The organism is Streptomyces sp. B21-083 (genome assembly GCF_036898825.1).
Taxonomy (GTDB): Bacteria; Actinomycetota; Actinomycetes; order Streptomycetales; family Streptomycetaceae; genus Streptomyces.
In genome coordinates this window covers 2,455,254-2,477,736 of the sequence record NZ_JARUND010000001.1, presented here as the reverse complement: position 1 = coordinate 2,477,736, position 22,483 = coordinate 2,455,254, and the positions used below count along the sequence as shown (strand labels likewise).

The following is a 22,483-nucleotide window of genomic DNA, read 5'->3' as shown; positions in this document are numbered from 1 at the left end:
GGCGCTGTGCATCTTCCCGGCCCCCGCCCGCGCCGTCGGCCCATCCCCAGTCGGCGGTCGTCGGTTCCTGTCCGTAGTGGACGGGGCCGGAAGCCGTTTTCCAACGTTCCGAGAGGTTGTTCGTGTCGGCCAGCACATCCCGTACGCTCCCGCCCGAGATCGCCGAGTCCGTCTCTGTCATGGCGCTCATCGAGCGGGGAAAGGCCGAGGGGCAGATCGCCGGCGACGACGTGCGTCGGGCCTTCGAAGCTGACCAGATTCCGGCCACTCAGTGGAAGAACGTACTGCGCAGCCTCAACCAGATCCTCGAGGAAGAGGGTGTGACGCTGATGGTCAGTGCCGCGGAGCCAAAGCGCACCCGAAAGAGCGTCGCAGCGAAGAGTCCGGTCAAGCGCACCGCCACCAAGACGGTCGCGGCGAAGACGGTGACCACGAAGAAGGCCACCGCCACCGCCACCCCTGCGGCCCCCTCCGCCGAGTCCTCCGTCGAGGACGAGGCGCCCGCGAAGAAGGCCGCCGCCAAGAAGACGACGACCGCCAAGAAGGCGGTCGCCAAGAAGACCGTCGCCAAGAAGACGGCGGCCAAGAAGACGACCGCCGGCAAGGACGACGCCGAGGCCGTCGAGGACGAAGCACTCGAAGACGTCAAGCCCGGCGAAGAGGAAGAGGAGGGAGCCGAGAACAAGGGCTTCGTCCTCTCCGACGACGACGAGGACGACGCGCCGGCCCAGCAGGTCGCCGTGGCCGGCGCCACCGCCGACCCGGTCAAGGACTACCTCAAGCAGATCGGCAAGGTCCCGCTGCTCAACGCCGAGCAGGAGGTCGAGCTCGCCAAGCGCATCGAGGCGGGCCTCTTCGCCGAGGACAAGCTGGCCAACGCCGACAAGCTGGCCCCGAAGCTCAAGCGCGAGCTGGAGATCATCGCCGAGGACGGCCGCCGCGCCAAGAACCACCTCCTGGAGGCCAACCTCCGTCTGGTGGTCTCCCTGGCCAAGCGTTACACCGGCCGTGGCATGCTCTTCCTGGACCTGATCCAGGAGGGCAACCTCGGTCTGATCCGCGCGGTGGAGAAGTTCGACTACACCAAGGGCTACAAGTTCTCGACCTACGCCACCTGGTGGATCCGTCAGGCGATCACCCGGGCCATGGCCGACCAGGCCCGCACCATCCGTATCCCGGTGCACATGGTCGAGGTCATCAACAAGCTCGCGCGCGTGCAGCGCCAGATGCTCCAGGACCTGGGCCGCGAGCCCACCCCGGAGGAGCTGGCCAAGGAACTCGACATGACCCCGGAGAAGGTCATCGAGGTCCAGAAGTACGGCCGTGAGCCGATCTCTCTCCACACCCCCCTGGGTGAGGACGGCGACAGCGAGTTCGGTGACCTGATCGAGGACTCCGAGGCGGTCGTCCCTGCCGACGCGGTCAGCTTCACGCTCCTTCAGGAGCAGTTGCACTCCGTCCTCGACACCCTCTCCGAGCGCGAGGCGGGCGTCGTCTCGATGCGCTTCGGTCTCACCGACGGTCAGCCGAAGACCCTCGACGAGATCGGCAAGGTGTACGGCGTCACCCGCGAGCGCATCCGCCAGATCGAGTCCAAGACCATGTCGAAACTGCGCCACCCGTCGCGTTCTCAGGTGCTGCGCGACTACCTCGACTGAGTCGCGGTCGTACGACACGCAAGGCCCGGCTTCCCGCGATGGGAAGCCGGGCCTTCGTGCTGAGCCGGTGCGGGTCGTCGCACCGGCGTGCGGGAGTGCGGCCCGGCGCGTGCGGAGCGGGGGGCTTCTGTCCGAGGTGTCCCTCTTTCGTGGCGCGGGCGTGCGGGGCGGGGCCCCTTGGATCACTCTGGGTTTCTCGTGATCATCCCTGAGTGAGGAGCGCGCATGCGTCATCCGTTTGTCCGGGCCCTGTCCCGGGCGCTGACCGGGTCGCTGGTTCTGGCGGCTGCGGCAGCCGTCATACCGGCGGCGTCCGCCGCCCCTGGTGCTGTCGACGGCGTCGTCGTCGGTGGATTCCCGGTCGACGTGTCCGAGGGGCCGTGGACGGTGGCGCTGTCCAGTCGTGACCGGTTCGGGGGTACGCGGGCCGGTCAGTTCTGCGGCGGAGTGGCTGTCGGCCGGACCACCGTACTGACCGCGGCCCACTGCATGGGCGAGGACGTCCTGGGGACGCCGCCCCACCGCGCGAAGGACCTGAAGGTCATCACCGGGCGTACGGACCTGACGTCGGCCCAGGGCAAGGAGATCGCCGTAAGCGACACCTGGGTCAATCCTGGCTACGACAGGCTCAGCAACGCCGGGGACTTCGCCGTGCTCACCCTCGCCGAGGCCCTCCCGGAGAACTCGGTCATCGGGATGGCGGGAGCGGGTAACCCTGCTTACCGACCCGATACGGGTGCCACGGTCTACGGCTGGGGCGACATCACGGGAGGCGGCGACTATGCGCGAAGTCTGCGAGCCGCCCGGGTGCACGTGCTGTCCGACTCGCTCTGTGAGCGGGCCTACCCGGGCAGCGCCGACGGGACGTACCGAGCCGACAGCATGCTGTGTGCGGGTGAGGCCGCAGGGGGACCGGACGCCTGTCAGGGAGACAGTGGAGGACCGCTGGTCGCTCAGGGCAGACTGGTCGGGCTCGTGTCCTGGGGGAGCGGCTGTGGACGGCCCGGCAGTCCGGGCGTCTACACGCGGATCTCGGACGTCGTGCGGACGATGGGGTGGGGCGCTGCCCCTGTCCCCGGGAACGGCGGCTGAGGAGCCGTGTGTGGCCGTCTGAGAGGTTTTTCGGTCCCGCCCCGTAGTGGTGGCGCCTGATGGACCATGGGCGGCGTGTGTGAAGCGGGCGGCCACTCCTGGGTGCAGGAGTGGCCGCCCGAATCAACCGGCTGTGCCGGGGCTGGCTCGTCGTCGAAGCGCAGGTATCAGCGGTCTTCTTCGGTGGAGCTGGCCGGAACGGTCGTCAGTCGCTCCGTCTCGTCCTGTATCTCAGCGGCGATCTTCTTGAGTTCCGGCTCGAACTTGCGACCGTGGTGGGCGCAGAAGAGCAGTTCTCCGCCGCTCGCCAAGACAACGCGAAGGTATGCCTGGGCGCCGCAGCGGTCGCAGCGATCAGCGGCCGTCAGCGGGCTCGCGGGGGTCAGAACAGTAGTCACGTCGCCTCTTCTCTAGCTCGACGAGCTGTCGTACCAGGGTCAACATCCAACCAGGCCGAAAACGTTCCCGCTTGTGGCTCTTCCTCGAAAAAATCTTTTCGAGGCGGCTGTCTGATGCCGGTTGGCGGCGAATGTGCCGTATTGCGTGTCTTTGTGTCTGTACGGGTTCGCGCTGTCGGTCGTCTGTAGGGGTGTAGGTCCGCCCGGCTGGGTTGCCGGTTGTTGATGAGGACGTGCCCGGAGCCTAAATGGTTCATGCCTGGAAGGGAACGTGATATGTACTTCACTCCATCGAGGGATCGAACAGGTATGCGACTCTGGATTAGTGTGACATCAGACGAGGGTGGCGTTACATCGGCTCTACCAGGCCTCGGTACCCTCTGAGCGGCGACCGAAGCCGGGCCCTTACCCACAGGGCTCCAACTGAAATTCAGCGAGGAGCGAACCGCGTGACCGCCGATACGTCCGTGCCGTCCACAGCGCTGCTGGCAGGAGCAGACCGGGACGGTTCCAACTACACCGCGCGGCACCTGCTCGTCCTCGAGGGGCTCGAGGCCGTACGCAAGCGCCCAGGTATGTACATCGGGTCGACCGACAGTCGTGGCCTGATGCACTGCCTCTGGGAGATCATCGACAACTCCGTGGACGAGGCCCTCGGGGGCTACTGCGACCACATCGACGTCGTCCTGCACGACGACGGCTCCGTCGAGGTGCGGGACAACGGCCGCGGCATCCCCGTGGATGTCGAGCCCAAAACCGGCCTCTCCGGGGTCGAGGTCGTCATGACGAAGCTGCACGCCGGCGGCAAGTTCGGCGGCGGTTCCTATGCCGCTTCCGGCGGGCTGCACGGTGTGGGCGCGTCCGTGGTGAACGCGCTCTCGGCGCGCCTGGACGTCGAGGTCGACCGCGGGGGGAACACCCACGCGATCAGCTTCCGGCGCGGGGTGCCCGGATCCTTCGCCGCCATCGGCCCTGACGCCACGTTCGAGACGGGTGGCCTGCGCAAGACCAAGCGGGTCCCCAAGACCCGCACCGGCACGCGTGTGCGGTACTGGGCGGACCGCCAGATCTTCCTCAAGGACGCCAAGCTCTCCCTGGAGAACCTCCACCAGCGCGCTCGGCAGACCGCCTTCCTGGTCCCGGGCCTCACCATCGTCGTCCGTGACGAGGTCGGGCTCGGTGAGGGTGGCAGCAAGGGTGAGGAGTCCTTCCGCTTCGACGGTGGCATCAGCGAGTTCTGCGAGTACCTGGCCACTGACAAGCCGGTCTGCGACGTCCTCCGCTTTTCCGGACAGGGCACCTTCAAGGAGACGGTCCCGGTCCTCGACGACCACGGCCAGATGACACCCACCGAGGTCACCCGCGAGCTGGGTGTCGACGTGGCGCTTCGCTGGGGAACGGGCTACGACGCGACCCTCAAGTCGTTCGTGAACATCATCGCCACGCCCAAGGGCGGCACCCATATGGCGGGGTTCGAACAGGCGATCTCGAAGACGATGAACGAGGTGCTGCGCGCCAAGAAGCTGCTGCGCGTGGCCGAGGACGACATCGTCAAGGACGACGCCTTGGAGGGCCTCACCGCGGTCGTCACCGTGCGTCTCGCCGAACCGCAGTTCGAGGGCCAGACCAAGGAGGTGCTCGGCACTTCAGCGGCTCGCCGCATCGTGACGAGTGTGGTGTCCAAGGAGCTCAAGGACTTCCTGACCTCCACCAAACGGGACGCCGCGGCGCAGGCCCGCGTCGTCATGGAGAAGGCCGTGGCGGCTGCGCGTACGCGCATCGCGGCCCGTCAGCACAAGGACGCGCAGCGCCGTAAGACGGCCCTGGAGTCGTCCTCGCTGCCCGCCAAGCTCGCCGACTGCCGCAGTGATGATGTCGAGCGCAGCGAACTCTTCATCGTGGAGGGCGACTCCGCACTCGGTACGGCCAAGCTCGCCCGGAACTCGGAGTTCCAGGCCCTGCTCCCGATCCGGGGGAAGATCCTCAACGTCCAGAAGTCGTCAGTGACCGACATGCTCAAGAACACCGAGTGCGGCGCGATCATCCAGGTCATAGGGGCCGGGTCAGGTCGTACGTTCGATATCGACGCGGCTCGCTACGGCAAGATCATCATGATGACCGACGCCGACGTCGACGGCTCCCACATCCGTACCCTGCTGCTGACGCTGTTCCACCGCTACATGCGGCCCATGGTCGAAGCGGGCCGGGTGTTCGCCGCGGTGCCGCCGCTGCACCGTATCGAGCTCGTCCAGCCGAAGAAGGGCCAGGACAAGTACGTCTACACGTACTCCGACCGTGAGCTGCGCGAGAAGCTGCTGGAGTTCCAGAGCAAGGGTGTCCGCTACAAGGACTCGATCCAGCGCTACAAGGGCCTCGGGGAAATGGATGCCGATCAGCTGGCCGAGACCACGATGGATCCGCGCCATCGCACACTGCGCCGGATCAATCTGTCCGACCTGGACTCCGCCGAACAGGTTTTCGACCTTCTGATGGGCAACGACGTAGCTCCTCGCAAGGAATTCATCTCCAGCTCGGCGGCGACGCTGGACAGGTCTCGAATCGACGCCTGACCCGTCCGGGTCCCGGCGCAGCACTCCCCAGTGCTGCGCCGGCACCCGTTCTCCACCCTCGGGTGGACCCCCGGCTCGTTGCGAATCCACCCGCGATCCACCCCTGCTCCGATTCTCTGACCTGCCGTTTTCCGTAGCGTCGAAGGCGTCGACAGCACCCGCTGCCGGCAGCCGCTCCTTCTTCGCCCCACGGAGGCCTGATGTCCGGGCTCGTTGACGCCTTGCTGATCGTCGCCGTCGTCGCCCTGGTGGTCGTACGACAGTTCCGCACCCGCCGGATAGACACTGACCCGCGCTGGTGGGTCGTGCCCGTGATCCTGGCCGTCGTCGCGCTGCGCGAGCCCGGTCTTGTCGACATCCACCACCGCACGGAGTCGATCACCCTGCTCGCGGTGGAACTGCTCATCGGCCTCGTGACCGGAGCCGGCTGGGCCTGGACCACCCGCGTCTGGGCGGAGCCGGACGGTGAGGTGTGGAGCCGGAGCACCAGGGCGAGCGTCGCCGTGTGGGTGATCGGGATCGGCCTTCGCGCAGGCCTCTTCGCCCTGGGCGCGGCACTCGGCGTCCACCAGGACACCTCGGCCCTGCTCCTCGCGCTCGCGGCGACCCTCCTGCTCCGCGCCGGAATCCTGCACCGGCGAGTCCGGTCCCTGCACCTGACCTCTCCGCACGCGGAGCCACCGCATCCGGCGTCCACACCCTCGGCGCACGGGCGGACCACGGCTTACGGTGACGGCGTGCGGTCGCGGAAGGAGCGCGTGTGACGAAGAACGACTGGTTGCGCTGGCCCTCCCGGGAAGCGCTCGGCCGCGAGGGAATCTCACACAACCGCCGTCGGCTCGCCTGGGCCACGCGGATGCTGGTCCTCGGCATGCTGCTGTGGGGAGCCGTGAGCAGCAATCCGCTCCGGGGCTGGGGCGCGGCGCTGGCCGTCGTGGGAGTCGGCGTCGCCGCGCTGCTCGCCCGGGCGCTCTACCGGACCACGTTCGAGCACCGGCTGTGGCCCTCTCTGGCGCTTCTGCTGCTGCTTCAAGGCCTCGCGGTCGCGGGGCAGGCCGCGGGCTTCCGGGTGCCGGCGCTCGTCCTGTGGTGCGGATGCGCGATCACGGCCCTGGAAAGAATGCCTCTGTCAGCCGCCCTGCCCACGAGCGTGGTGGCCCTCGGTTCGTACGCGGTGGTCAATGACGACCCCTTGCTCACCACGGCCGTCACCAGCATCGGTCTCGCACTTCTGGGATACGTCCTGCGACTCGACGCCGAAGCACGCGGAAACACCCAGTTGCTCCTCACCCAGGAGCGGGCCGCCCGCGCGGCGGAAGCGGAGTCGGCGGCGCTCGCCGAGCGCGCCCGGATAGCGCGGGAGATCCACGACGTACTGGCGCACAGCCTCTCGGCGCAACTGGTGCACCTGGAAGCGGCCCGCCTGCTGATCGAGCGGGGCGCCGACCGCGACCGGATCCTCGAACGGGTGGTGGCGGCACGGGGGATGGCTCGCGACGGTCTGGCCGAGACGAGACAGGCACTGTCCGCGCTGCGGGGCGAGATGTCCCCGCTGGAGGACTACCTGAGTGAGCTCATCCGGGCGACAGACGATGTGGACATCACCATTACGGGTGAGCGCAGACCGCTGCAGGCAGAGGCGTCGCAGGCCGTGCGCCGGGTGGCCCAGGAGGCGCTGACGAATGTCCGCAAGCACGCTCCGGGCGCCACGGTCCAGGTGCGGTTGGAGTACAGCGAGCACCAAGTGACGCTGGACGTGAGGGACACGGGTGGTTCGCCGGGCGAACTCACCGGCGTGGGTGGCGGGTACGGTCTGCTGGGTATGCGGGAGCGAGCCGAGTTGCTGGGGGGTTCGCTGGAGGCCGGACCGGACGAGAAGGGGTTCGCGGTGACACTGAGGGTGCCGACGTGACGGACGTGGCCGGCCGGAGAATCGCGCGGGTCGTGGTCGCGGACGACCAGACGGTCGTACGGGAAGGCATCGTGATGCTGCTCGGCCTGCTGCCCGGGATCGAGGTCGTCGGAGCGGCCGGGGACGGGGACGAGGCCGTGCAGCTGGTCGGTGAACTCGCGCCGGACGTGGTGCTGATGGACCTGCGCATGCCGCGTTGTGACGGTGTCGAGGCGACCCGGCGGATCAGGACGGAGTACCCCGGGACGCAGGTCGTCGTACTCACGACCTTCGCGGACGACGAGTCGCTGTTCCGCGCGTTACGGGCAGGGGCGCGCGGCTATCTCACCAAGGACGCGGACGGCGACGAGATCGTCAGAGCGGTGCACAGTGTGCTGTCCGGGGAGGCGGGGCTGGCACCGAGCATCCAGCGGCGGCTTCTGGAGCGGCTGACGGAACCGGAGAAGGAGCCGGCCGCGCCCGCCGAGCCGCCCGACGGGCTCACCACGAGGGAGGCCGAGGTGCTGGTGCTGATCGCGGAGGGACTCAGCAACCAGGAGATCGCGCACCAGTTGCACGTCTCCACGGCGACTGTGAAGACCCACATCAACAACCTCTTCGCCAAGACGGGAATCAAGGATCGTGCGCAGGCGGTGCGTTACGCCTACGGCAAGGGATTGGTGCGGCCTCCCACGCGGTGAGTCACCTGATGGGGTGAACTGCGTGGCGAACAAGAGTCGGGGAACTTCCCGTTCTGTCCATCCTTGGGCATGCAGTCAAGCACCGGTCGCCCTGGACGCGGGAGCGGCCCTGAGATTTCGGCCGAGACCCAAGAAGGTCGTGAGGCCGCCCCGGCCCACGCGGGGATGGGCGGGGACACACGGTTCGACGACCCCTGGTACGACGCGCTGGCCTCCGGCTGGGGCGAGTTGGACGGCACGGGTGCGCCCGCCCCCGTCGTTCCGCCCACGCGCCGGGAGCAGGAGAGCCCGGGCGGTGGCGCGGCCGACGTCTATCTGGAGGTGCAGCGCAGTGCGGCCTTCCAGGAGGTACGCAGGCGGTACCGGAGGTTTGTGATCCCCGGCGTCGTTGTCTTCCTCGCCTGGTACGTGGGGTATGTGGTGACCGCGACCACGGCGCCCGGGTTCATGGCCCGGCCAGTGGTGGGCGCGGTGAACGTGGCGATGCTGGCGGGACTCGGACAGTTCCTCACGACGTTCCTCTTCACCTGGGCCTATGCGAGGCACGCGCGGCTGCGCAGGGACCGGGCCGCGCTCGACCTGCGCTGGGACACCCAGGAACTGACGCGTGGCCTTCGAGGTGGTGGATCGTGACCGGCAACCATCAGATGCTGGCGCTGGTGCTGTTCAGCGCGTTCGTGGCCGTCACGCTGGCCATCACCACATGGGTGAGCCGGCACCGGCAGGGCTCGGCGGAGGAGTTCTACGCGGGCGGCCGGCTCTTCTCACCGATGGAGAATGGTTTTGCCATCGCGGGCGACTACATGTCGGCCGCGTCCTTCCTCGGGATCTCCGGCCTCATCGCGCTCTTCGGCTACGACGGGCTGCTGTACTCGGTGGGCTTTCTGGTGGCCTGGCTCGTCGTGCTTTTCCTGGTGGCCGAACTGGTGCGCAACTGCGGGCGGTTCACGCTGGCGGATGTCGTCGCGGCCCGGATGCGCGAGCGGCCGGTGCGGATCGCTGCGGGAACTTCGTCGGTCACCGTGTCCGTTCTGTATTTGGTGGCGCAAATGGTCGGGGCGGGCAGCCTGGTCGCGCTGCTGCTGGGTGGTTCGAGCGAGGCGGCGCAGTCCTGGACGGTGATCGCCGTCGGCGCGCTCATGGTGATCTATGTGTCATTGGGAGGGATGCGAGCCACTACCTGGATCCAGATCGTCAAAGCGGTCCTGCTGATGGGCGGGACGATCGCGCTGACCGTGCTGGTGCTGGTGCGCTTCCACGGCGACTTCGACCAGTTGCTGCGCACCGCGGCCGAGCGCAGCGGTCATGGCGACGCGTTTCTCGCTCCCGGGCTGAGGTACGGCGGTGACTGGACCTCGCGTCTCGACTTCATCAGCCTGGGGCTGGCCCTCGTACTGGGCACGGCCGGGCTGCCCCACATCCTCTCCCGCTTCTACACCGTGCCGACCGCTCGGGCCGCGCGCCGGTCGGTCGTCTGGTCGATCGGGCTCATCGGCGGCTTCTATCTGATGACGATCGTCCTCGGCTTCGGCGCGGCAGCGATCGTCGGTCCGCAGGCGGTCCGCGGCTCGAACGCGGCCGGGAACACGGCGGTCCCGCTCCTGGCCCTCGATCTGGGCGGCGGCGCGGACTCCACAGGCGGAACGGTTCTGTTCGCGATCGTCGCCGCCATCGCCTTCGCAACCATTCTCGCGGTGGTCGCAGGCATCACGCTCGCGTCCTCGGCGGCCGTGGCCCACGACCTCTACGCGTCACTGCGTCGCCCGCGTGCCAAGCCGCGCAGCGAGGTGGCTGTGGCACGGACCGCCGCGGTCGGTATCGGCGTGGTCGCGATCGCCCTCGGCCTGCTGGCCCGCGACCTGAATGTCGCGTTCCTGGTGGGCCTCGCCTTCGCTGTCGCTGCGTCCGCGAATCTGCCGGTGCTGCTCTATTCGCTGTTCTGGGGCGGCTTCACGACCCGGGGTGCGGTGTGGTCGGTGTATGGGGGGCTGATTCCGTCGCTGGTCCTCGTGCTGCTGTCGCCCGTGGTGTCGGGCAGCCCCGAATCGCTGTTTCCGGGAGTGGACTTCCAGTACTTCCCGCTGCAGAACCCGGGGCTCGTCTCGATCCCGCTGGGATTCCTCGCCGGCTGGCTCGGCACGGTCACCTCCGCGGAGGACCCGGACAAGGCCAAGCACGCGGAGACCGAGGTGCGGTCGCTCACGGGGGCGGGGGCCGTTTAGCGGGCGACGCTTTCACCGTCGTACGCCCTTGAGGGGTGGGAGCGGATCACGGGGCCACCCATACGTACTGGTGTTCGGGGCGGCCGGTGTCACCGTACTTGAGGGAAAGGCGGAGGCGGCCTTCCTGTTCCAGGTGACGGAGGTAACGCTGTGCCGTGGAGCGGCTCAGGCCTGTCTCCGCGGCCACCTCGTGAGCCGAGAGCGGCTGGCCGGCGCGGTGGAGCACACCGCAGATGAGATCCGTGGTCGGCTCCGAGTGGCCGCTCGGAAGACCGGGGGACGCGGGACCGGGCGGCGTGCGCAGGGCGCCGAAGATCCGGTCGACCTGCTCCTGGCCGGTGTGGCTCCGGTCGCCGACGTGGTCGACGGTCCGGCGTAGAGCGGCGTAGGAGTCCAGGCGGGTGCGCAAGGCCGCGAAGGTGAACGGCTTGACCAGGTAGTGCACCGCGCCCAGGCGCATCGCGGTCTGCACGGTCACCACGTCACTCGCCGCCGTGATCATGATGACGTCGGTGCAGTGGCCCTGTTCCCGCATACGGTGGACGAGTTCGAGTCCCGTCTCGTCGGGCAGGTAGTGGTCGAGCAGGACCAGGTCGATCGTGCCCCGCTGTACGGCGGCCAGAGCCTGGGCGGCGCTGTGCGCGCGGGCGGCCACCCTGAACCCGGGAACCTTTCCCACGTACTTGGCGTTGATCTCCGCGACACGGAGGTCGTCGTCCACCACCAGGACGTCAATCATCGGGCCTCTCCCTCAGGGCCGACGCCCACAACAGACCTTTGCAAGCAGAAGAACGGCTTGCGGCCGGAAGACCGATGTTGTGGCATGCGCCATGTCTCGCGCCATCGAACTGCGTGGAGCGAGCAAGATCTTCACAACTCCGCCGGGTCCGCCTGTTCCTCAGGTTCGGGTCGCCCACACATAACGGTGCTCCGGGCGGCCCGCGTCACCGTACTTGAGGGTCAGCCTGGCGCGTCCTGTGCGCTCCAACAGCTTCAGATAGCGCTGGGCGGTCTGGCGGCTCACTCCGGTCCGTTCGGCGATCTCCTGGGCCGACAGGGGGCCTTCGGCGTTCACCAGGGCTCGGCGCACGAGTTCCGTGGTGGTGGGGGAGTGGCCCTTGGGGAGTTCGGGCTCGGGGCCGGAGGACAGGGCGCCGAAGATCCGGTCCACCTCGGCCTGTTCGGCCTCTCCGCCGCTGTCCAGGGTGCGGCGCAGCTCCGCGTACGCCTCGAGTTTGGCGCGCAGTCCCGCGAAGGCGAACGGCTTGACCAGATACTGCAGCGCCCCCTGTCGCATCGCCGCCTGGACGGTCGACACGTCCCGGGCCGCCGTCACCATGATCACGTCGGTCTCATGGCCTCGCCGACGCATCTCCTGGACGACCGAGAGGCCCGTGCCGTCGGGCAGATAGTGGTCCATCAGGACGAGGTCGAGCTGTGGCAGCGCCTCCAGCTGCCGCAGAGCCTCGGCCGCGCTGTGCGCCTCTCCCGCGACATGGAAGCCGGGCATTTTCTCCACGTAGGCGGCGTTGACCCGCGCCACCCGGGTGTCGTCGTCCACGACCAGGACCTCGATCATCTCGACTCCTCCTGCGGGGCGTGGGCGCCGGTGGCCGGAATGGCGGCCGGCTGCGGGGACGGTTCCGGGTCCGGTACGCGCGCGTGTTCCTCCGGGATGTGCCTGTGCCGGGGCGTCGGCGCCGGATCGGCCTCCGCGAGTGCCTCCGGCAGGACGACCGTGAACTCCGCGCCCCCGCCCTCGGCGTCGTCCACGCGCGCGCTGCCACCCTGCCGTTCCGCGAGACGGCGTACCAATGGGAGCCCGATTCCGCGTTTGCCGTGCGCCGGCGGCTTCTTCGTGGACCATCCCTCCGTGAAGATCAGCTCGCGCTGTTCCGCCGGGATTCCGGGCCCTGTGTCGCGCACTCTGAGGACCGCGGTACGGCCCTCCGCACGCAGTTCGACCTCCACGCGCGCGTGCGCGGTGCCGGCGACGGCGTCCAGCGCGTTGTCGACCAGGTTGCCGACGACGGTGACCAGTCCCCTGGGATCGACCAGCCGGTCCGGGAGCAGCGTCCGGTCCGAGACCCACAGGGCGACACCGCGCTCCGCCGCCACGGTGGCCTTGCCGACCAGCAGTGCGGCGAGCAGCGGATCGCGGATCTTCTCGGCGACCTGTTCCGCGGTGGCCCGATGGTCGCCGACCACCTCACCGACGAACTCCACCGCGTCGTCGAACATCTCCAGTTCGAGCAGCCCCAGGAGCGTGTGCATGCGATTGGCGTGTTCGTGGTCCTGAGCGCGCAGCGCGTCGAGCAGACCGTGCGTGGAGTCGAGTTCACGGCCGAGCTGCTCCAGCTCGGTGCGGTCGCGCAGGGTGGCGACGGCCCCTCCGTCGTCGGTGGGCATGCGGTTGGCGACCAGGACACGCTGGCCGCGCACGGTGAGCAGGTCGGTGCCGGTCACACGGCCGGCGAGCACATCGGTCGTACGGCCCTCACCGAGCGCCTCGTCCAGGGAGCTGCCGACAGCCTCCTCGCCGATGCCCAGCAGACGCTGTGCCTCGTCGTTGAGGAGCCGGACACGGCCCGCGCGGTCCAGGGCGACGACGCCCTCGCGGATGCCGTGCAGTACGGCCTCGCGTTCCGCGAGCAGCGCCGCGATGTCCGAGAACGCCAGGTCCCGGGTCTGCCGCTGCACCCTCCGGGAGATCAGCCAGGCGGCCAGGGCGCCGACGGCCATGGCGCCGCCCGCGTAGGCGAGCAGCCCCGGAATCGCGTGGATCAGCCGGGCCCGCACGCTGTCGTACTCGATGCCGACCGAGACCGCCCCCACGACCCTCCCGCGGGTGTCGCGCAGCGGCACCTTGCCGCGGGCCGAGCGGCCCAGGGTGCCGCTGTCGATCTCCATGACCTCCTTGCCCGCCAGGGCCTGGCGTGGGTCGGTGGAGACCATCCTGCCGATCTCTTTCGGATCCGTGTGCGACCAGCGCACGCCCCGCATGTCCATCACCACGACGTACTCGGCCCCGCTGGCCTTCCGGATCCGCTCCGCCTCGGCCTGCACCGGCCCGTCGACCGACGGCCTGCTTCCCTGGAGATCCTCGGCGAGCTGCGGCTGGGCGGCGGTGGTCTGCGCGATCGCCAGCGCCCGGCGCATCGCCTGGTCGTCCAGCTGATCGCTGAGCGGCGCCAGGAACAGTCCGGTGGCGAGCACCGCGACTCCCGCGGCGATCGCCACCTGCATCAGCAGCACCTGCGAGAACATGCGCCGCGGCATACCGAGGCGCAGGCGGCGTGCGGGGGGAGTGGGGCTCATACCCATGACGGTACGGGGACGAGGGGGCCGTTCCGTAGAGGGGTGCGACGTGGATCCCTTGGTCAACACTGTGGATCAACGTCTGTACGGGGTGCTTGACGCATGGATCACGGCTGTACGGGACGCCGGTGGCCGGCGCCGTGCGGTCAGCGTGCCGGGGTCGCTGACTCCAGTTCGCGCAAGGCCACCACGTCCATCCGCGCCGGCGAACCCAACGCCGATCCGCAACTCTCGGGGCGCGGCGGCAGCGCGGCGCCTTGGTCCACGGTGACGCTCCACCGGCGCCCGTCCGTGTGGGCGACGGTCACCTCCCAGCGCGGTGCCGAGCCGTCCGTGCGTACGACACTCAGCGCGTCCGCCGCGTACTCGCGCGCCGCCGAGCGGACCGCCAGTTCCGCGGCCTGGCCGGGCCGCTCCCACGCGGAGCCCCCACGGCAGCCCTCCAGGACGACACGCCCCTCGCGCACGCCCTGGAGGATCTCCTTGACGTGCGGGGCCTGGGCGCGGCCGTACGCGTATCCGAACGGGAGGACGAGCAGCGTCGGGGAGAAGCGGTGTCCGCCGAGGTGGGTGACCTCCCAGGCGCCCTCGACCCCGGAGGCGGCCAGTTCGGCGGCCAGGGGACGGCCCAGCAACGCGCAGCAGCGGTCGCGCTTGCCGTTGGTACAGACGAGCGCGAGGGGGTCGCCGGTGTGGGGCCGCGCCTGGAGGAGGGCGTCGAAGGTCCGCGGGGCGCCTCTGCCGAGCGCGGCGAAGTCGAGGTCGAGCAGTTGTTCGGGGGTGCGGGTCGTGGCGCTGTGCAGCCAGACGTTCCCGGGTGTGGTGTGGGCCGCGTACACCTGCCGTACCGCGGGGGTACCGAAGTCGGCGTGGCGGCCTGGCCGGCGGATCAGTGCGATCCGTACGCCGGTGCCCTGGGTGGCCTTCTCCAGGGCGCGGCCGAGTGCGGGGTCCAGGTGGCTCATGGTGAGCGCCTGGGCGCCCCAGGGGCCCGGTTGCTCCAGCAGCAGCCACGTCCTCGCGGTCGCGGCGGTTCCCGCGATGGGCTCGTCTAGGTCGTGGGAGACGGTTGCGCACCTACTCACAGAGGTGAGCCTAACCTGACCTTGGGGCAAGGCTGCTTGCCGGCGGCCTGAACGGGTGATTCCGGCGTCCTGGGGTTACTCCGGGAGTGGTCGCGGAGGGCGCTCGCCCACATAGGTCCCGGACGGGCGCATCCGTAGTGGACGCTCGCCGTATTCCTCCCGGGCGTGGGCGGTCCAGGCCGCCGTGCGGGCGACGGTGAAGATCGTCCCGCCTGCCGACGCTCCCATGCCGCAGGCGATGGTGAACACGGCCATGGCGGGGTCCACGTCGGCCTGCAGTGGGGTGTGCCGGGCGGTGGTGGTCACGACGTCCCGGGTGCGGCCTGGGGCATCTCCTCCAGGAGGGCGAAGAGAGCACGCGCGCGGGGATCCTCGCCGGAGTAGAGCCGGTGGCCGAGCCCGGGGACGCGACGGCCCGCGCCGGCTGCTGACAGTCGATCACCCCAGCGACGGCTCCTACGGCTCGTATCCTGGGTCGGCATTCGTTCCTCGTACGCGCGCGGGGGCCCCGAGCCGGTGTGCGCGTCGGCGTGAGAGAGGTCGCAGATTGAGTCAGCCGGGTCCGAGCCAGAGCTCTCGGCAGATCCCCGTCATCGTCCTCGCCGGCTTTCTCGGTTCCGGTAAGACCACTCTCCTCAACCACCTGCTCCACCGAGGCGGTGGCAGTCGTATCGGGGCCATCGTCAATGACTTCGGGGCCATCGAGATCGACGCCATGGCCGTCGCGGGGGCGCTGGGGGACTCCACGGTGTCGCTCGGCAACGGATGCCTGTGCTGCGCTGTCGATGCGAGCGAGCTCGATGTCTATCTTGATCGGCTCACCCAGCCCTCGGCCCGGATCGACGTCATCGTCATCGAGGCCAGTGGGCTCGCCGAGCCGCAGGAACTCGTTCGGATGGTGCTCGCCAGTGAGAATCCCCGGGTCGTGTACGGCGGACTGGTCGAGGTCGTCGACGCCGTCGAGTTCGACGACACGCGGGTGAAGCACCCCGAGGTCGACCGGCATCTCGGGCTCGCCGATCTCGTCGTCGTCAACAAGGTCGGGCTGGTCCCCGACGGCGGTGAGCGGGTTCTGGGGACCGTCCGTGGGCTGGTCGACCGTGCCGCTGTCGTCCCCGCCGACTACGGGCGCGTCGACCCGGAGTTCCTTTTCGACTGCCGGCCGGCCCAGGAGCGCGTCGGTCAGCTGACCTTCGACGACCTGCACGATCACGAGGAGGGTGAAGACGGCCACGAGGACGGCGAGGGGGACCATTCCGGGCATCTGCACGCCGCCTACGACAGTCTCTCCTTCAGCTCCTCGACCCCCCTCCACCCGCGTCGGCTGATGGACTTCCTCGACAGCCGGCCCGAGGGGCTCTACCGCATCAAGGGGTACGTCGACTTCGGGCCGCACGACCGGGGCAACCGGTACGCCGTGCATGCCGTAGGGCGGTTCCTGCGGTTCTATCCCGAGCCCTGGGCCGACGGCGAGGAACGTCTCACCCAGCTCGTCCTCATCGGGACCGGTATCGGACTGCCCGCCGTCGGCAAGGAGCTGGAGGCCTGTATGGACGACGCCCCACACGCCGACGAGCACAGCATGTGGGGCGTCCTGAGATACGTACAGGAGCAGTCTCCGGAGGACTCCGGAGAGGTCGGCTGACCTACACCGGGCCCGTCACCACTCCCACCGTCCTCGGCAAGGACACGCCCGAGCCGTCGCGGCGGGGGTCCATCTCCGGGAGCTCCGCCGGGGTGCCGTTCTTCTGCGACGCCCGCGCCGGGGTCGGGCCCGCCCAGCCGAGGGCCAGACAGTCCTCGCCCTTCAGGAACCGCTGGCAGCGGACCCCGCCGGTGGCGCGCCCCTTGCGCGGGTACTGGTCGAAGGGCGTCAGCTTCGCCGTCGTCTGCACGGAGTCGTCCAGTGTGCCCCGCGAGCCGGCGACCGTGAAGACGACCGCCTCCACCGCCGGGTCCACCGCCGTGAACGAGATCACCTTGGCGCCGTCCGTGAGCTTGATGCCGGCCATACCGCCGGCCGGACGGCCCTGCGGGCGGACGTGGGAGGCCTGGAAGCGCAGCAACTGGGCGTCGTCCGTGATGAAGACCAGGTCCTCCTCGCCGGTACGCAGCTCCGCGGCGCCGACGATCCGGTCGCCGTCCTTGAGCGCGATGACCTCCAACTCCCCCTTGTTGGAGGGATAGTCGGGGACCACACGCTTGACGACGCCCTGCTCCGTGCCGATCGCGAGGCCCGGCGACGACTCGTCGAGTGTCGTCAGGCAGACCACCGTCTCGCCGTCCTCCAGGGAGAGGAACTCCGAGAGCGGGGCCCCGCCCGAAAGGTTGGGCGCCGCCATCGTGTCGGGGAGCCGGGGGAGGTCGATGACGTTGATACGCAGCAGGCGGCCGGCCGACGTCACCGCGCCCACCTCGCCCCGTGCCGTCGCCGGGACCGCCGAGACGATCAGGTCGTGCTTCGCGCGCCGCCCGTCCTCGTCCGCCGGGAACGGCTCGCCGTTCGCCGTACGCGCCAGCAGGTCCGTCGAGGAGAGCAGGACCCGGCACGGGTCGTCGGCCACCTGGAGCGGGACGCCGGCCGCGGGGGCGGCGCCGGCCGACTCCAGCAAAACCGTACGCCGCTCGGTGCCGAACTTCTTGGCCACCGCGGCCAGTTCGGTCGAGACCAGCTTGCGGAGCTCCGCGTCCGACTCCAGGATCCGGGTCAGCTCCGCGATCTCGGCGGCCAGCCGCTCCTTCTCGGACTCCAGCTCGATCCGGTCGAACCGGGTCAGCCGGCGCAGCGGGGTGTCCAGGATGTACTGCGTCTGGATCTCCGAGAGGGAGAAGCGCTCCATCAGGCGTTCCTTCGCCTGTGCGGAGTTGTCGCTGGAGCGGATCAGCCGGATGACCTCGTCGATGTCGACGAGCGCGGTGAGCAGGCCCTCGACCAGGTGCAGCCGGTCGCGGCGCTTGCCGCGGCGGAACTCCGAGCGACGCCGTACGACCTCGAAGCGGTGGTCGAGATAGACCTCCAGGAGCTCCTTCAGCCCCAGGGTGAGGGGCTGGCCGTCCACCAGCGCCACGTTGTTGATGCCGAAGGACTCCTCCATCGGCGTCAGCTTGTAGAGCTGTTCCAGGACGGCTTCCGGCACGAAGCCGTTCTTGATCTCGATGACCAGGCGCAGGCCGTGACTGCGGTCGGTGAGGTCCTTGACGTCGGCGATCCCCTGGAGCTTCTTCGAGCCGACCAGGTCCTTGATCTTGGCGATCACCTTCTCCGGGCCGACCGTGAACGGCAGTTCGGTGACGACCAGGCCCATACGGCGCGCCGTCACGTTCTCCACCGACACCGTGGCGCGGATCTTGAACGTGCCGCGGCCCGACTCGTACGCGTCCCTGATCCCGGCGAGGCCGACGATCCGGCCGCCCGTGGGCAGGTCGGGGCCCGGGACGTGCCGCATCAGGGTTTCGAGGTCGGCGGCCGGATAGCGGATCAGGTGCCGGGCGGCCGAGATGACCTCGCCGAGGTTGTGCGGCGGCATGTTCGTGGCCATACCGACGGCGATGCCCGACGCGCCGTTCACCAGCAGGTTCGGGAAGGCGGCGGGCAGCGCCACCGGCTCCTGCTCCTGGCCGTCGTAGTTGGGGGCGAAGTCGACCGTGTCCTCTTCGATCGACTCCGTCATCAGGGACGTCGCGTCGGCCATACGGGCCTCGGTGTACCGCATGGCGGCCGGCGGGTCGTCGTTGCCCAGCGAACCGAAGTTGCCGTGCCCGTCGACCAGCGGCACGCGCATGGAGAACGGCTGGGCGAGACGCACCATGGCGTCGTAGATCGACGAGTCGCCGTGCGGGTGCAGCTTACCCATGACCTCGCCGACGACGCGGGCGCACTTCACATAGCCGCGGTCGGGGCGCAGACCCATCTCGTTCATCTGGTAGACGATGCGCCGGTGTACGGGCTTGAGACCGTCGCGGGCGTCGGGCAGGGCTCGGGAGTAGATGACCGAGTACGCGTACTCGAGGAAGGAGCCCTGCATCTCGTCGACGACGTCGATGTCGAGGATCCGCTCCTCGAAGTCATCGGGCGGCGGGGTCTTCGTGCTGCGGCGGGCCATCGCTGCCGGCTCCTTCTGTTTCCTGTCGTTCGCCTACGGGGCGCGCCCCTGCGGCTCACTCCTGCTGAGACTGAACGGGATCTGACGCGGACCATTGTGGACTGCCGCACTGACAACGCGGACCAAGGCCCGTCCCGGTAGCGGTGTCGGGCGGTGGCCGTTGATGCTGAAACGTACCGCCTGGAACCCGAGGAATCTCGCTGTCGGCGTACGTCCGCCGGGAACTTCGCCAGCACTCCACACGCTTGCATACAGTGGCAGGACCGGCAGGAAAACAGCGGTTGCATCAACCGCATCCGCGATCGAAGGGACGTACATGCCCATGGGTCACACGGCCACAGCCGAGGCAGGCTCCGGCGGCCTGACAGCGACCGAACACCGCCTCGCCAACGGGCTGCGCGTGGTGCTCTCCGAGGACCACCTGACCCCGGTCGCAGCGGTGTGCCTCTGGTACGACGTCGGGTCGCGCCACGAGGTCAAGGGCCGTACCGGCCTGGCTCACCTCTTCGAGCACCTGATGTTCCAGGGCTCGGGCCAGGTGAAGGGCAACGGCCACTTCGAACTGGTCCAGGGCGCGGGCGGTTCGCTCAACGGCACCACCAGCTTCGAGCGCACCAACTACTTCGAGACCATGCCCACCCACCAACTGGAGCTCGCCCTCTGGCTGGAGGCGGACCGCATGGGCTCGCTGCTAGCGGCCCTCGACGACGAGTCCATGGAGAACCAGCGGGACGTCGTCAAGAACGAGCGCCGACAGCGCTACGACAACGTCCCCTACGGCACGGCGTTCGAGAAGCTGACCGCCCTCGCCTACCCGGAGGGACACCCCTACCACCACACGCCGATCGGCTCCATGGCGGACCTGGACGCGGCGACGCTGGAGGACGCGCGCGCGTTCTTCCGCACGTACTACGCGCCCAACAACGCCGTCCTGTCGATCGTCGGGGACATCGATCCCCAGGAGACCCTCGCCTGGGTCGAGAAGTACTTCGGATCCATCGCCGGACACGACGGCAAGCCCGCGCCGCGCTCCGGCGCACTGCCCGACGTCATCGGCGAGGAACTGCGCGAGGTCGTCGTCGAAGAGGTCCCCGCGCGCGCGTTGATGGCCGCCTACCGGCTCCCGGAGGACGGCACGCGCGCGTGCGACGCGGCCGACCTCGCGCTCACCGTCCTCGGCGGCGGCGAGTCCTCCCGTCTCTACAACCGGCTCGTACGGCGGGACCGTACGGCGGTGGCGGCCGGGTTCGGCCTGCTGCGGCTGGCCGGAGCGCCCTCCCTGGGGTGGCTGGACGTGAAGACCTCCGCGGACGTCGAGGTGCCGGTCATCGAGGCCGCTGTCGACGAGGAGCTCGCCCGGTTCGCCGCGGAGGGCCCCACAGCCGAGGAAATGGAGCGTGCGCAGGCCCAGTTGGAGCGCGAGTGGCTGGACCGGCTCGGTACGGTCGCGGGCCGTGCCGACGAACTGTGCCGCTTCGCCGTGCTGTTCGGCGACCCGCAGCTCGCCCTGACCGCCGTGCAGCGCGTCCTCGACGTGACGGCGGAGGAGGTCCAGCAGGCCGCCAAGGCCCGGCTGCGCCCCGACAACCGCGCGGTGCTCGTCTACGAGCCGCTCACCGCCGACACTGCCACCGACACCGACGAGGAGGCGGCCAAGTGACCGAGCTCGCCACGATGGAGTTCCACCCCCAGCCCCAGGCGGGCGAGGCCAGGCCCTGGGCCTTCCCGGCCCCCGCACGCGACACGCTCGGCAACGGTCTGACCGTCCTGCGGTGCCACCGCCCCGGCCAGCAGGTCGTCGCCGTCGAGGTGCTCGTCGACGCCCCCCTGGAGGCGGAGCCGGCCGGCCTCGACGGAGTGGCCACGATCATGTCCCGGGCCTTCTCCGAAGGCACCGACAAGCACTCCGCCGAGGAGTTCGCCGCCGAGTTGGAGCGCTGCGGCGCCACCCTCGACGCGCACGCCGACCACCCCGGTGTCCGCCTCAGCCTCGAAGTCCCCGTGTCGAGGCTCCCCAAGGGGCTCGGTCTGCTGGCCGACGCCCTCAGGGCGCCCGCGTTCACGGACAGCGAGATCGAGCGGCTGGTGCGCAACCGGCTCGACGAGATCCCGCACGAGACGGCCAACCCGGCCCGCCGCTCCGCCAAGCAGCTCTACAAGGAGCTGTTCCCGGCGTCTTCGCGCATGTCACGTCCGCGCCAGGGCACCGAGGAGACGGTCGCGAAGATCGACGCGGCCGCCGTACGCGCCTTCTACGAGAGGCACGTCCGGCCCGCCACGGCCACCGCCGTGGTCGTCGGCGACCTCACCGGCGTCGACCTGGACGCGCTGCTCGGTGACACCTTGGGGGCCTGGACGGGCTCGACGGCCGAGCCGCGGCCCGTGCCGCCGGTGACCGCCGACGACACCGGCCGGGTCGTCATCGTGGACCGTCCGGGCGCCGTGCAGACCCAGTTGCTCATCGGTCGCATCGGTGCCGACCGGCACGACCGTGTCTGGGCCGCCCAGGTCCTCGGCACGTACTGCCTCGGCGGCACCCTCACCTCCCGTCTGGACCGCGTCCTGCGTGAGGAAAAGGGCTACACCTACGGTGTGCGGGCGTTCGGCCAGGTCCTGCGCTCGGCTGCTCCCTCCTCCCCCGGAGGGGCCACGGGAGCCGCGCTGCTCGCCATCAGCGGCTCCTTCGACACCCCGAACACCGGTCCCGCCCTCGAGGACCTCTGGAAGGTGCTGCGCACGCTCGCGGCCGAAGGGCTCACCGACGCCGAGCGCGATGTCGCGGTGCAGAACCTGGTCGGCGTCGCCCCGCTCAAGTACGAGACCGCGGCGGCCGTGGCGAGCACGCTGGCCGACCAGGTCGAGCAGCACCTGCCCGACGACTACCAGGCGACGCTGTACCGCCAGCTCGCGGCGACCGGCACCGTGGAAGCCACCGCGGCGGCCGTCAACGCCTTCCCGGTGGACCGGCTGGTGACGGTCCTCGTCGGCGACGCGGCGACGATCGAGGAGCCCGTCCGGGCCCTCGGCATCGGTGAAGTGAGCGTTGTCCCCGCCGAGTAGCAGCATCGGCGTATAGGACAGGGGCCCGGTGACGGAAGCGTCACCGGGCCCCTCTTTGTCCGTGTTGATGCGCAAGTTGCCCGTATTGATGGGGAGGTTGACAGTCTGCGCTGTGGCATGCGCGACAAAACCCGTGATCGGTTTGTCGATTGAAAGAGGTCCCGCTTAGCGTCTGTCCGGCTGTCCGTCACGCAGTGCGCCGCAGCCGCGGCACCGGGCAGTCATCGCCGAGTCCCCGTACGGCGCGAGCCAGGGGAGCCGGGGACCCACCATGTGCAGTCCCTGGGGTGAATCGGATGCCCGCGCGCGCAGCGAGGGGGTCCGTAGGAGACCTTCCTGCTCCGAACCCGTCAGCTAACCCGGTAGGCGAGAAGGAAGGAAAGGA

The 22,483-nt window shown here is 69.5% G+C and carries 17 protein-coding genes, 1 pseudogene and 1 riboswitch; of the genes and pseudogenes, 11 read left to right on the top strand and 7 right to left on the bottom strand.

Translation table 11 applies throughout. The features are described from left to right. The first annotated feature begins 122 nt into the window (after window positions 1-122). Together QA861_RS11180 and QA861_RS11175 are read left to right on the top strand one after the other, a co-directional pair. The gene (locus QA861_RS11180) at window positions 123-1,658 is read left to right on the top strand and encodes an RNA polymerase sigma factor (RefSeq protein WP_006375893.1); all 1,536 of its coding nucleotides are present in this window, start codon (window positions 123-125) and stop codon (window positions 1,656-1,658) included. A gap of 225 nt (window positions 1,659-1,883) precedes the next feature. Then, window positions 1,884-2,750: a S1 family serine peptidase gene (locus tag QA861_RS11175; protein ID WP_334588195.1), complete on the top strand. Its 867-nt coding sequence runs from the start codon at window positions 1,884-1,886 to the stop codon at window positions 2,748-2,750. A gap of 167 nt (window positions 2,751-2,917) precedes the next feature. Here QA861_RS11175 and QA861_RS11170 read toward each other — a convergent pair whose 3' ends face one another. Continuing rightward, a complete protein-coding gene (locus tag QA861_RS11170) occupies window positions 2,918-3,148 on the bottom strand; it encodes a DUF7455 domain-containing protein (protein ID WP_044471628.1) in 231 nt (76 codons plus the stop codon). Between the two features lie 449 nt (window positions 3,149-3,597). Here QA861_RS11170 and QA861_RS11165 point away from each other — a divergent pair, with 449 nt between their 5' ends. From QA861_RS11165 to QA861_RS11140, 6 genes are all read left to right on the top strand, one after another. Further along, complete coding sequence (locus QA861_RS11165; RefSeq protein WP_334588194.1) at window positions 3,598-5,718, top strand: DNA gyrase/topoisomerase IV subunit B; 2,121 nt, start codon at window positions 3,598-3,600, stop codon at window positions 5,716-5,718. 200 nt (window positions 5,719-5,918) lie between these two features. After that, entirely contained in the window at window positions 5,919-6,482 is a 564-nt protein-coding gene (locus QA861_RS11160) for a DUF1453 domain-containing protein (RefSeq protein WP_334588193.1), read from the top strand. Beyond that, window positions 6,479-7,630, top strand: a complete 1,152-nt coding sequence (locus tag QA861_RS11155) for a sensor histidine kinase (RefSeq protein ID WP_334588192.1) — start codon at window positions 6,479-6,481, stop codon at window positions 7,628-7,630. Before QA861_RS11160 ends, QA861_RS11155 begins: the two co-directional genes overlap by 4 nt. Then, a complete protein-coding gene (locus tag QA861_RS11150; protein WP_334588191.1) occupies window positions 7,627-8,310 on the top strand; it encodes a response regulator transcription factor in 684 nt (227 codons plus the stop codon). The genes QA861_RS11155 and QA861_RS11150 overlap by 4 nt, the downstream gene beginning before the upstream one ends. Window positions 8,311-8,475: 165 nt before the next feature. Further along, on the top strand, window positions 8,476-8,943 hold the full coding sequence (locus QA861_RS11145) for a DUF485 domain-containing protein (protein WP_334588190.1): 468 nt from the start codon (window positions 8,476-8,478) through the stop codon (window positions 8,941-8,943). Beyond that, window positions 8,940-10,532: a monocarboxylic acid transporter gene (locus QA861_RS11140; RefSeq protein ID WP_334588189.1), complete on the top strand. Its 1,593-nt coding sequence runs from the start codon at window positions 8,940-8,942 to the stop codon at window positions 10,530-10,532. The genes QA861_RS11145 and QA861_RS11140 overlap by 4 nt, the downstream gene beginning before the upstream one ends. Window positions 10,533-10,578: 46 nt before the next feature. Here QA861_RS11140 and QA861_RS11135 read toward each other — a convergent pair whose 3' ends face one another. From QA861_RS11135 to QA861_RS11115, 5 genes and pseudogenes are all read right to left on the bottom strand, one after another. Continuing rightward, on the bottom strand, window positions 10,579-11,271 hold the full coding sequence (locus QA861_RS11135) for a response regulator (RefSeq protein ID WP_334588188.1): 693 nt from the start codon (window positions 11,269-11,271) through the stop codon (window positions 10,579-10,581). A gap of 159 nt (window positions 11,272-11,430) precedes the next feature. Further along, entirely contained in the window at window positions 11,431-12,111 is a 681-nt protein-coding gene (locus tag QA861_RS11130; RefSeq protein WP_334588187.1) for a response regulator, read from the bottom strand. Beyond that, window positions 12,108-13,850 (bottom strand): ATP-binding protein, encoded by a 1,743-nt coding sequence (locus QA861_RS11125; RefSeq protein WP_334588186.1) that lies wholly within the window; start codon window positions 13,848-13,850, stop codon window positions 12,108-12,110. The genes QA861_RS11130 and QA861_RS11125 overlap by 4 nt, the downstream gene beginning before the upstream one ends. Window positions 13,851-13,996: 146 nt before the next feature. After that, entirely contained in the window at window positions 13,997-14,935 is a 939-nt protein-coding gene (locus QA861_RS11120) for a ferredoxin family protein (RefSeq protein WP_334588185.1), read from the bottom strand. A gap of 75 nt (window positions 14,936-15,010) precedes the next feature. After that, window positions 15,011-15,417, bottom strand: a pseudogene (locus QA861_RS11115) (citrate/2-methylcitrate synthase). A 65-nt stretch (window positions 15,418-15,482) separates the two neighbouring features. Between QA861_RS11115 and QA861_RS11110 the strand changes: the two are divergent. Continuing rightward, window positions 15,483-16,580, top strand: a complete 1,098-nt coding sequence (locus QA861_RS11110; RefSeq protein ID WP_334588184.1) for a CobW family GTP-binding protein — start codon at window positions 15,483-15,485, stop codon at window positions 16,578-16,580. Between the two features lies 1 nt (window position 16,581). Here QA861_RS11110 and QA861_RS11105 read toward each other — a convergent pair whose 3' ends face one another. Further along, on the bottom strand, window positions 16,582-19,038 hold the full coding sequence (locus tag QA861_RS11105; RefSeq protein ID WP_334588183.1) for a DNA gyrase/topoisomerase IV subunit A: 2,457 nt from the start codon (window positions 19,036-19,038) through the stop codon (window positions 16,582-16,584). Window positions 19,039-19,360: 322 nt separating this feature from the next. Between QA861_RS11105 and QA861_RS11100 the strand changes: the two genes are divergently transcribed. Then, complete coding sequence (locus tag QA861_RS11100; RefSeq protein ID WP_334590511.1) at window positions 19,361-20,698, top strand: M16 family metallopeptidase; 1,338 nt, start codon at window positions 19,361-19,363, stop codon at window positions 20,696-20,698. Continuing rightward, a complete protein-coding gene (locus QA861_RS11095; RefSeq protein ID WP_334588182.1) occupies window positions 20,695-22,098 on the top strand; it encodes a M16 family metallopeptidase in 1,404 nt (467 codons plus the stop codon). Before QA861_RS11100 ends, QA861_RS11095 begins: the two co-directional genes overlap by 4 nt. A 215-nt stretch (window positions 22,099-22,313) precedes the next feature. After that, window positions 22,314-22,481: riboswitch (cyclic di-AMP (ydaO/yuaA leader) on the top strand. Window positions 22,482-22,483: the final 2 nt, after the last annotated feature.